The organism is Pseudomonas sp. BN606 (assembly GCF_029873115.1).
Lineage (GTDB): Bacteria > Pseudomonadota > Gammaproteobacteria > Pseudomonadales > Pseudomonadaceae > Metapseudomonas.
In genome coordinates, this window is sequence record NZ_SSOF01000024.1 from 1 (window position 1) to 11,248 (window position 11,248).

General features: G+C 64.0%; 8 protein-coding genes. 4 read left to right on the top strand and 4 right to left on the bottom strand.

Annotation, left to right across the window (positions count from 1 at the left end):
* The 4 genes from E8E75_RS00635 to putA all read left to right on the top strand — a co-directional run.
* Positions 1-1,383 (top strand): gamma-aminobutyraldehyde dehydrogenase (locus E8E75_RS00635; protein ID WP_280357711.1); only part of this gene is annotated, 1,383 nt, incomplete at its 5' end.
* 506 nt (positions 1,384-1,889) lie between these two features.
* On the top strand, positions 1,890-3,020 hold the full coding sequence (locus E8E75_RS00640) for a thiolase family protein (RefSeq protein ID WP_153917068.1): 1,131 nt from the start codon (positions 1,890-1,892) through the stop codon (positions 3,018-3,020).
* A 105-nt stretch (positions 3,021-3,125) separates the two neighbouring features.
* Positions 3,126-3,695: a TetR/AcrR family transcriptional regulator gene (locus E8E75_RS00645; protein WP_120651827.1), complete on the top strand. Its 570-nt coding sequence runs from the start codon at positions 3,126-3,128 to the stop codon at positions 3,693-3,695.
* A gap of 309 nt (positions 3,696-4,004) precedes the next feature.
* On the top strand, positions 4,005-7,982 hold the full coding sequence (putA, locus tag E8E75_RS00650; protein WP_120651828.1) for a trifunctional transcriptional regulator/proline dehydrogenase/L-glutamate gamma-semialdehyde dehydrogenase: 3,978 nt from the start codon (positions 4,005-4,007) through the stop codon (positions 7,980-7,982).
* A gap of 260 nt (positions 7,983-8,242) precedes the next feature.
* Here the strand turns inward: putA and E8E75_RS00655 are convergent, their stop codons facing one another.
* The 4 genes from E8E75_RS00655 to E8E75_RS00670 all read right to left on the bottom strand — a co-directional run bounded on the left by E8E75_RS00655 (position 8,243) and on the right by E8E75_RS00670 (position 11,240).
* Positions 8,243-8,776 carry a PaaI family thioesterase gene (locus E8E75_RS00655; protein ID WP_120651829.1) on the bottom strand — a complete coding sequence of 178 codons (534 nt, stop codon included), beginning with the start codon at positions 8,774-8,776 and terminating at the stop codon, positions 8,243-8,245.
* Positions 8,777-8,874: 98 nt separating this feature from the next.
* Positions 8,875-10,023, bottom strand: a complete 1,149-nt coding sequence (locus E8E75_RS00660) for an acyl-CoA dehydrogenase family protein (RefSeq protein ID WP_153917070.1) — start codon at positions 10,021-10,023, stop codon at positions 8,875-8,877.
* A 106-nt stretch (positions 10,024-10,129) separates the two neighbouring features.
* Complete coding sequence (gene recR, locus E8E75_RS00665) at positions 10,130-10,729, bottom strand: recombination mediator RecR (RefSeq protein WP_120651831.1); 600 nt, start codon at positions 10,727-10,729, stop codon at positions 10,130-10,132.
* A gap of 184 nt (positions 10,730-10,913) precedes the next feature.
* A complete protein-coding gene (locus E8E75_RS00670; protein WP_009619439.1) occupies positions 10,914-11,240 on the bottom strand; it encodes a YbaB/EbfC family nucleoid-associated protein in 327 nt (108 codons plus the stop codon).
* Positions 11,241-11,248 lie beyond the last annotated feature (8 nt).

Here is an 11,248-nt window from a genome sequence, read left to right on the forward strand (position 1 = left end):
GAAGGCCCCAGCCTCGCCGTGCTCAACCCGTCCCTGGGCACCGCCCTGGTGGAAATCGCCGAGGCCAGCCCGGCCCAGGTCGATGCCGCCGTGCGCGCCGCCGACGCCGCCTTCCCGGCCTGGTCGCAGACCTCGCCGAAAGACCGCTCCACCCTCCTGCTCAAGCTCGCCGACCGCATCGACGCCCACGCCGAAGAACTGGCCCGCCTGGAATCGCAGAACTGCGGCAAGCCCTACGCCGCCGCGCTGAACGACGAACTGCCGGCCATCGCCGACGTGTTCCGCTTCTTCGCCGGCGCCAGCCGCTGCATGAGCGGTTCCGCCGCCGGTGAGTACCTGCCCGGCCATACCTCGATGATCCGCCGCGACCCGGTCGGCGTGGTCGCTTCCATCGCGCCGTGGAACTACCCGCTGATGATGGCCGCCTGGAAACTCGGCCCGGCCCTGGCCGCCGGCAACACCGTGGTACTGAAACCCTCCGAGCAGACCCCGCTGACCGCCCTGAAGCTCGCCGAGTACATCGCCGAGATCTTCCCCGCCGGCGTGGTGAACATGGTCTTCGGCCGCGGCCCGAGCGTCGGTGAACCGCTGACCACCCACCCGAAGGTGCGCATGGTCTCCCTCACCGGCTCGGTCGCCACCGGCTCGCGCATCATCGCCGGCACCGCCGACAGCGTGAAACGCATGCACATGGAACTGGGCGGCAAGGCCCCGGTGATCATCTTCGACGACGCCGACATCGACGCCGCCGTGGAAGGCATTCGCACCTTCGGCTTCTACAACGCCGGCCAGGACTGCACCGCCGCCTGCCGCATCTACGCGCAGAAAGGCATCTACGAGAAGTTCGTCGCCAAGCTCGGCGAAGCCGTCGGCAGCATCCGGACCGGCCTGCAGGACGACCCGAATACCGAACTCGGCCCGCTGATCACCGAGCAGCACCTGGAGCGCGTCGAGGGCTTCGTCCAGCGCGCTGCCGCCGTGCCGCACATCCAGGTGGTCACCGGCGGCAAGCGTGTCGACGGCCCGGGTTTCTTCTTCCAGCCCACCGTGCTCGCCGGCGCCCGCCAGGACGACGAGATCGTCCGCCGCGAAGTGTTCGGCCCGGTGGTCTCGGTCACCGAGTTCGATAGCGAGGAGCAGGTGCTGGAGTGGGCCAACGATTCCGACTACGGCCTGGCCTCTTCCCTCTGGACCGCCGACGTCGGCCGCGCCCACCGCCTGTCCGCGCGCCTGCAGTACGGCTGCACCTGGGTCAACACTCATTTCATGCTGGTCAGCGAAATGCCCCACGGCGGCGTCAAGCACTCCGGCTACGGCAAGGACATGTCCATGTATGGGTTGGAGGACTACACCGCCATTCGCCACGTGATGTTCAAGCATTAATGGGCTGGCTTCGGCCAGCGCCTTGTGGGAGCGAATTCATTCGCGATTGGGGCGCCAGGCCCAACCGGAAATAACCGGGGGCAGCTGCGCTGTCCTTGACCGAGATCCTGTGGGGCCACTCAAGTCGCTGAGCAGGCCTGCCCAGAGAAACCCTGGCGCAGCTACGCTGCCCTTAGCGATTGAAATCGCCCCCACAGGAATTAACCCACGCTGCAAACCACCAGGAGCCTCCCATGTTCGACATGCTTGACGGTTTCCGTCTCATCCTCACTGGCGTACTGGCCGACCTGGCCCTGGCGTCAGCCTGAAAAAGCCCCGGCGATTGCCGGGGCGAATCCCTCCGCCATGCAAGCCTTCATCAATGCGGTGAAAACCGAGCAAGCCCTGGCTTCTGGTTGACCGATCGTCGTCATAGCAAATTTGTATTACGACCATCATGTACGTCTTTTTGAATTACGCATATCATTTAACGCATCGAGGCCAACGCCCTCCCACAGGAGCCCTCCATGCAATCCATCGTCATTGCCGGTTACGCCCGCTCGCCTTTCCACTTCGCCAAGAAAGGCGGACTGATCAACCTCCGCCCGGACGACCTCGCGGCCCAGGTGGTGAAGGGCCTGGTGGATCGCCTGGATATCGATCCCCGGCAAATCGAGGACCTGATCCTAGGTTGCGCTTACCCCGAAGCCGAGCAAGGCATGAACCTGGCGCGTATCACCGGCTTCCTCGCCGGTTTGCCGGAAACCGTCGCCGGTGCCACGGTGAATCGCTTCTGCGGTTCCTCCATGAGCGCAATCCACTTCGCCGCCGGACAGATCATGCTGGGTGCGGGCGAGGCCTTTATCTGTGGCGGCGTGGAGTCGATGACCCGCGTGCCCATGGGCGGATTCAACATTTCACCGAATCCCAAGCTGGTGGACGGCTACCCACAGGCGTACATGGCCATGGGTCACACCGCTGAAGTGGTCGCCGGGCGCTACGACATTTCCCGAGTCGACCAGGAGGCCATGGCTGTGGAGTCCCACCGCAAGGCTACCCAGGCACGGGAACAAGGCCGCTTGCAGGACGAGCTCATCGCCATCGAAACGCCCGACGGTCTGGTAAACGAAGACGGTTGCATCCGTCCGGCGACCACCCCGGAAGCACTGGCGCAACTTAAGCCGGCCTTCGGCGGTAGCGTAACCGCCGGCACCGCTTCGCCCCTGACCGATGGCGCAGCGGCGGTATTCGTCTGCACCGAGGATTTCGCAAAGCGCTGGAGCCTGGACGTCATGGCGCGGATCAAGGCCGTTGCCGTGGTTGGCTGCCCGCCGGAAATCATGGGCATGGGACCGCTCTATGCCACCCGCAAACTGCTGCAACGCACCGGCCTTGTGATCGGTGACATCGACCTGTTCGAAATCAACGAAGCCTTCGCCAGTCAGGCCCTGGCCTGCATACGCGAGCTGGATCTCGATCCGGCCAAGGTCAACCTGGACGGCGGCGCCATGGCCATCGGCCATCCGCTGGGCGCCACCGGCGCGCGCATCACCGGCAAGGCTGCGAGCCTGCTCAAACGCACCGGTGGCCGATACGCCGTCGCCACCCAGTGCATTGGCGGCGGCCAAGGCGTGGCCACCCTTCTGGAGCGCGTCTGATCGATCGACCACGGCACCTCGTCCGTGCCGTGGTCGATTACCGCTAGCGCGACAAGGGATGTGAATTACAATCGCCATATCAATCTTGCGAACGAGGCGACCGACATGCGCTACCCCGAAGATCACAAAGCCGAAACCCACAAACGCATCGTCGCCGAGGCGTCCCGTCGTTTTCGCTCCGAAGGCATCGACGCCACCGGCCTGCAACCGCTGATGAAGGCCCTCGGCCTGACCCACGGCGGCTTCTATGCACACTTCAAATCCAAGGATGCCCTGGTGGAAGAGGCCCTCCAGGCAGCAGCGAACGACGCCAACGCCCAATGGGTCAAGGCATTCGCCAAGGACCAGCCGCTGAAGACCTTCTTCGAGCGCTACCTCTCCCCGCAGCATCGTGCCCACCCCGAACAAGGTTGCCCGCTGCCCACCATGTCGGCGGAACTGGGACAGCGCGGCAATGCCAGCGCCATCACCGACAGTGTGCTGAACAACCTGCTGGAACTGGTGACTAAGGAAACCGGCAGTGCTGAGCAGAGCCTGACCATGCTGTCTACCTTGGTGGGCGCTCTGACACTGGCCCGCAGCGTGGCCAGCGAGGAACTGTCAGACCGCATACTCGAAAGTGCCCGCGCCACCCTCCTCTCCCAGGTAGAGGCTGCCCAGGCCACCAGGGCCTGACGACCCTGCCATCCGTCGCCGCCCTCGGCATCCACCGAGGGCAGCCTATGCTTTCCAGGTAGGACCGAAACCGGCTGCACCTGGGTTGCACCCTTCCCTCTACAGCCGCTCATACCCTGCTGAACGCCAGTACTTCTGTGCCTCGGCAGCGATCAGGTGCAACTTTTCCGAGTCATCAATGTGACCTTTCATCAGGAGAATACCGCCAGTCTTACGACCTTTGGTTGCACCAGGTTGCACCCCTTGTAGGACATCGCTACTCTTTGCGCCGCTAATGCCGTGCGACCACGGCCGAGAAGAGGACAAGAAATGGCTACGAGCACCACCCTTGGCGTGAAACTGGACGAAGCTACCCGCGATCGTCTCAAGGAAGCTGCGCGCAGGATCGAGCGCACCCCGCATTGGCTGATCAAGCAAGCGATCTTCAGCTACCTCGAGGCACTGGAAAGCGGCATGACCCTGCCGGAACTCCAAGGCATCGCCCAGCGTCTGGCCGAAGGTGACCACGACGCCCTCGAAGCCCTGCCCGAATCCACGCATCAGCCGTTCCTCGAATTCGCCGAAAGCATCCTGCCGCAGTCCGTGCTGCGCGCGGCCATTACTGCCGCCTACCGCCGCCCCGAGCAGGAAGCCGTGCCCATGCTGCTGGAGCAGGCGCGCCTGCCCGCCGAGATGTCCGACGCCGCCTACAAGCTGGCCTACGGTATCGCCGAGAAGCTGCGCAACCAGAAGAGCGCCGGCGGTCGTGCCGGTATCGTCCAGGGCCTGCTGCAGGAGTTCTCCCTGTCTTCCCAGGAAGGCGTGGCGCTGATGTGCCTGGCCGAAGCCCTGCTGCGAATCCCGGACAAAGGCACCCGCGACGCCCTGATTCGCGACAAGATCAGCACCGGCAACTGGCAGCAGCACCTGGGCCAGAGCCCGTCGATGTTCGTCAACGCCGCTTCCTGGGGTCTGCTGATCACCGGCAAGCTGGTGTCCACCCACAACGAAGCCGGCCTGTCGTCCTCGCTGAACCGCATCATCGGCAAGAGTGGTGAGCCGGTGATCCGCAAGGGCGTGGACATGGCCATGCGCTTGATGGGTGAGCAATTCGTCACCGGCGAAACCATCGCCGAGGCGCTGGCCAACGCCACCAACTTCGAAGCCAAGGGCTTCCGCTACTCCTACGACATGCTCGGCGAAGCCGCGCTGACCGAGGAAGACGCCCAGCGCTACTACGCCTCCTATGAGCAGGCCATCCATGCCATCGGCAAGGCCTCCCACGGCCGCGGTATCTATGAAGGCCCGGGCATCTCCATCAAGCTGTCGGCCCTGCACCCGCGCTACAGCCGCGCCCAGTACGAGCGCATGATGGGCGAGCTTTACCCGCGCCTGCTGTCCCTGACCCTCCTGGCCAAGCAGTACGACATCGGCCTGAACATCGACGCCGAAGAAGCCGACCGCCTGGAAATCTCCCTCGACCTGCTCGAGCGCCTCTGCTTCGAGCCAAGCCTGAAGGGTTGGAACGGCATCGGCTTCGTCATCCAGGCCTACCAGAAGCGCTGCCCATACGTGATCGACTACGTGATCGATCTCGCCCGCCGCAGCCAGCATCGCCTGATGATCCGCCTGGTGAAAGGCGCCTATTGGGACAGCGAGATCAAGCGCGCCCAGGTTGATGGCCTGGAAGGCTTCCCGGTCTACAGCCGCAAGGTGTACACCGACATTTCCTACATCGCTTGCGCCCGCAAGCTGCTGGGCGTTCCGGACGCGATCTACCCGCAGTTCGCCACCCACAACGCCCACACCCTGTCGGCCATCTACCAGATCGCCGGCCAGAACTACTACCCGGGCCAGTATGAATTCCAGTGCCTGCACGGCATGGGCGAACCCCTTTACGAACAAGTGGTGGGCAAGGTCGCCGACGGCAAGTTGAACCGCCCGTGCCGTATCTACGCACCGGTCGGCACCCATGAAACCCTGCTGGCCTACCTGGTTCGCCGCCTGCTGGAAAACGGCGCCAACACCAGCTTCGTCAACCGTATCGCCGACCACAGCATCTCCATCAAGGATCTGGTGGAAGACCCGGTGACCAGTGCCGAATCCATGGCCAGCGTAGAAGGCGCCCTTGGCCTGCCGCATCCGCGCATCCCGCAGCCCAAGGCCCTGTACGGCGAAGCCCGCGTCAACTCCAGCGGCATCGACATGGCCAACGAACATCGCCTGGCCTCGCTATCCAGCGCCCTGCTGAGCTCCGGCCATGCCGACTGGCGCGCCCAGCCCATGCTCGGCTGCCCGACCAGCGAAGGCGTGGCTGAACCCGTGCTGAACCCGGCGGATCACCGCGATGTGGTTGGCCACGTGCAGAACGCCACCACTGCAGACGTCGGAAATGCCGTACTGGCCTCCATCACCGCTGCGCCGATCTGGCAATCCACCCCGCCAGTGGAGCGCGCCGCCGCCCTGGATCGCGCCGCCGACCTGATGGAAAGCGAAATGCAGTCGCTGATGGGCATCCTTGTCCGCGAAGCCGGCAAGACCTTCGCCAACGCGATCGCCGAAGTGCGCGAAGCCGTTGACTTCCTGCGCTATTACGCCGCCCAGGCCCGCCACGACTTCGCCAACGATACCCACCGCCCATTGGGCCCGGTGGTGTGCATCAGCCCGTGGAACTTCCCTCTGGCGATCTTCGCCGGCCAGGTAGCCGCCGCGCTGGCCGCCGGCAACACCGTGCTTGCCAAACCTGCCGAACAGACCCCGCTGATCGCCGCCCAGGCCGTGCGCATCATGCTCCAGGCCGGCATTCCAGAAGGCGTGGTGCAGCTGCTGCCGGGCCTCGGCCACACCGTAGGCGCCGCCCTGGTGAGCGATGAGCGTGTGAAGGGCGTGATGTTCACCGGCTCCACCGAAGTGGCCGGCATCCTGGCTCGCAACGTTGCCGGCCGCCTGGACGCGCAGGGTCGCCCGATTCCGCTGATCGCCGAAACCGGCGGCCAGAACGCCATGATCGTGGACTCCTCCGCCCTTGCCGAGCAGGTGGTGACGGACGTGATCGCCTCCGCCTTCGACAGTGCCGGCCAGCGCTGCTCCGCACTGCGCGTGCTATGCGTCCAGGAAGACGTGGCTGACCGCGTCGTGGAAATGCTCAAGGGCGCCATGGCCGAGTGCCGCATCGGCAACCCCGAACACCTGAACGTGGATATCGGCCCGGTCATCGACGCCGAGGCCAAGGCCAACATCGATAAGCACATCCAGGCCATGCGCAGCAAAGGCCGCAGCGTGTTCCAGATCGCCCGCACCGAGGGTGATGTGATGCAGCGCGGCACCTTCGTGATGCCGACCCTGATCGAACTGGACAGCCTCGCCGACCTGGAGCGTGAAATCTTCGGCCCGGTATTGCACCTGCTGCGCTACAAGCGAGAGGACATGGACGCCCTGCTCGACGAGATCAATGCCACCGGCTACGGCCTGACCCTCGGCGTGCACACCCGCATCGACGAAACCATCGCCAAGGTGGTGGACAAGGCCCACGCAGGCAACCTCTACGTCAACCGCAACATGGTTGGCGCCGTGGTCGGCGTGCAGCCCTTTGGCGGTGAAGGCTTGTCCGGCACTGGTCCGAAAGCCGGCGGCCCGTTGTACATGTACCGCCTGCTCGCCACTCGTCCGGCAGATGGCGTGAGCCGCACCTTCCAGCGCCTGGATGGCCAGAATGTCGCCGACACCCAGCAGCGCAACACCCTGCAGGATCGTCAGGGCAACCCCCTGGAAGCCCTCAAGGCCTGGGCCGCGAAGAACGGCAAGGATGGTCTGGCCAATGTCTGTGACAGCTTCGCCGAGCAGTCCCAGAGTGGCCTGAGCCGCGTGCTTCCCGGCCCGACCGGCGAGCGCAACACCTACGTGCTGCTGCCGCGCGAGGCTGTGCTCTGCCTGGCTGATGACGAAACCGACCTGCTTACCCAGCTGGCCGCGACACTGGCCGTTGGTAGCAGCGCACTCTGGGCCACCAGCGAGCTGACCGGCAAACTGCGCGCCGCCCTACCGAAGGCCGTGCAGGCCCGCATCCAGCTGGTAGCCGACTGGACACAGTCGGAAGTGGTGTTCGATGCGGTTCTCCACCATGGCGACTCGGACCAACTGGGTACCGTTTGCCGGCAAGTCGCTTCCCGCAAGGGCCCGATCATCGGCGTCCAGGGCCTGTCCCGCGGCGAGACCGCGGTACCGCTGGAGCGCCTGCTGATCGAACGCGCCATCAGCGTCAACACTGCCGCTGCTGGCGGCAACGCCAGCTTGATGACCATCGGCTGACACACCGCCGCGCCCTCGGGCGCGGCCCGGCTTCACCCGTCGCGCGCTCACAAGGCGGGCGGCGGTCGCAACACCGGAGGCCTGACCTCCAGGCGAACCGCCTTACCGGGCGACTTCGCCCATCTCACTTCGACGGTTGGCTGTCATCGCTGACGGCAACGGGGGGCACGCCACAAGCGTGCCCCCTTCTTTTTTGCCCGCCAGGGCAGGCCTTCGGCCTGCTTGGCGAATGAATTCGCCCCTACAGGTCATCGCAGGAGCTACTTGCCACCCAGGATCAAGCAGGTCGTGGAGCCAGTCGCATAGAGCTTGCCATCCACGTCATAGATACGCCCTTCGGCCAACGCGGTAGAGCGACCGACATGGATGATCCGCCCCTCGGCACGCACCGGACCAGTCTTTGTGGTCAAGGCACGGACATAGCTGATACGCAAGTCGGTGGTCGTATAGCCCTGCCCTTTCTCCAGGTTGGCGTGAATGGCGCAACCCATGCACGAATCCAGCAAGGTCGCGGCGTAGCCACCATGCACCGACCCGATCGGATTGTAGTGCTGCATCTGCGGCACTCCCTGGAAGACGAAGCGCTCCTTCGACCACTCGACAGGCACGAACCCCATCAGCTCGCCGATGGGCGGCGCTGGCAAGTCTCCACGGCCGATACCATCGAAGAACTCCAGAGGACTGAGCATCGCCACCTCCGCAATGCTCATGGTGCCGGGTTTCAAACGGGCACGAATCTCAGCCTCTGCTGCCAGCCAGACTTGAAGTTTCTCTTCTCGGGACAGATCGCTCATAGGGTCATCTCCTGGATCGCACGAATATATTGAATGTCGCTCGTAATATATCTCAGCCAAAGAAAACCGGAACGCCCTTTCGGAAGTTCCGGTTCGGATCAGAGGTTCATCTGCTTGGCGATGATCTCGTTCATGATCTCCCGCGTACCGCCGCCTATGGAAAGGATCCGGTTGTCGCGATAAAGCCGCTCCACCAGGCTTTCGCGCATATAGCCCATGCCGCCCAGGATCTGCACAGCGTCATAGGTGAGGCGGTCGGCGATGTCGGTGGCGAAGTTCTTCGCCATGGAGATTTCCTTGATCACACTCTTTCCCGCCGCCATCTTCGCCGCCTGGCGGTAAGTGAACTCGCGGGATACCTCAAGCTGCGTGGCCATTTCCGCCATTCGGTGGCGAAGCACCTGAAAGCGGCCAATGGGCTTACCAAAGGCTTCGCGTTCGCGCGCCCAGCCGAGCGACTCCTCCAATGCGAGTTGCGCAGTCATATTGGCCATGATGGCCAGCGCCAGGCGTTCGCTCTGGAAGTTGGCCATGATGCAGGCGAAGCCCATGTTTTCCATGCCAATCAGGTTCTCCACCGGGACCTTGCAATCGTCGAAGAACAGCTCGGCAGTGTCTGAGGCCCACCAGCCCATCTTCTTCAGCTTGCGGCCGACGGTGAAGCCCGGAGTGTCCTTCTCCACCAGCAACAGACTCACCCCACCAAAACCTTCGCCACCGGTACGCACTGCCACCGTGTAGTAGTCGGCGCGCACACCGCTGGTGATAAAGGTCTTGCTGCCGGAGACGCGATAGAAATCGCCATCGCGCACAGCACGTGTCTTGAGATTGGCCACATCCGAACCGCCGGAAGGCTCAGTCACTGCCAGCGCCATGATCTTCTCGCCGGCCAGTACCTCAGGCACGACACGCTCGCGGAGCTCGGCGCGCCCCCACTTGATAACCGGCGGCAGGCCGATATCCAGCGAACCCAGCCCAGCCACCAGCCCGCCGGAACCGCAACGCATCAACTCTTCACTGGCCGCCACCTTGGCGAACACGTCACCTTCATGGCTGCCGCCGAACTCTTCCGGGTAACCGATACCGAGGATGCCGGCGGTGCCGGCCTTGAGGTAGAGCTCGCGGGGAAACTCCTCAGTCTCTTCCCACTCGGCGATATGGGGCAGGATTTCCCGCTCGACGAAACGACGCACCGAATCCCGGACCAGTTGATGGGATTCGTCGAAGTATTCCTGGTAGGCAGACATGGCAAGACTCCCCGGTAAGATCGAACGAACTTACCGAGCGCTTGCTTGGTTTTCAAGGCGAGACTTGTGCCATCGACGCGGCCGTATCAGCCGCGCCCCCCCAAACTCAAAGCCCGATAGGACGACGCCCTGCGAGCGCATGGGCCAGGGTGCCGCCGTCTACCAACTCCAGCTCGCCGCCCAGCGGTACGCCATGGGCGATACGGGAGACCATGATGGATTTGGGTGCCAGCAGCTGGGCGATGTAGTGGGCGGTGGCTTCGCCCTCCACCGTAGGGTTGGTGGCGAGGATCACCTCGACGAACTGGCCCGCTTCGATGCGCGCCATCAGCTCCGGGATGCCAATCGCCTCTGGTCCCAGACCATCCAGGGGCGACAAATGCCCCTTGAGTACGAAGAAGCGACCGCGATAGCCGGTCTGCTCCACGGCGAAGACATCCAGAGGACCTTCCACCACACAGAGCAGGGAATCGTCGCGACGTGGATCAGCGCACTGCGGGCAGAGCGCTTCCTCGCTCAAGGTGCGGCATTGCGTGCAATGCCCAACACCCTCCATCGCAGCCGTCAGCGCTTGAGCCAGGCGCAAGCCGCCAGTGCGGTCACGCTCCAGCATCTGCAGCGCCATGCGCTGGGCCGTCTTCTGGCCCACGCCGGGCAGAATGCGCAGGGCATCGATCAGTTGGCGGATCAGCGGGCTGAAGCTCATTGGCGTCTCGAGGTGCGGATAAATTGGAGAAACTCCAGTGCCGCCCGGCAGCATCGACCGGGGCGACCAGATGATATGCGGCACAAGGCGCGAGCGGCCTCAGGCACCGGAGTCTACGTCTGTTAACGAGGATGCCCGGCGCCTAGCGCAACGCAGTAACGCGTGCCGGCTGGGCGTCACTCACTCAGAAAGGCATCTTGAAGCCGGGGGGCAACTGCATCCCCGCAGTCATGCCTGCCATCTTCTCCTGGTTGTTCTGCTCGATCTTGCGCACGGCGTCGTTCACCGCAGCAGCGATCAGGTCTTCCAGGATTTCCTTGTCTTCCTGCATCAGACTGTCATCCAGGGAGACGCGCTTGACGTCATGACGGCCAGTCATCACCACGCTCACCAGGCCGGCGCCGGACTGGCCGGTAACCTCGGCATTGGCCAGCTCTTCCTGCATCTTCTGCATCTTTTCTTGCATCTGTTGGGCCTGTTTCATCAGGCCTGCCATACCACCCTTCATCATGGTGATTG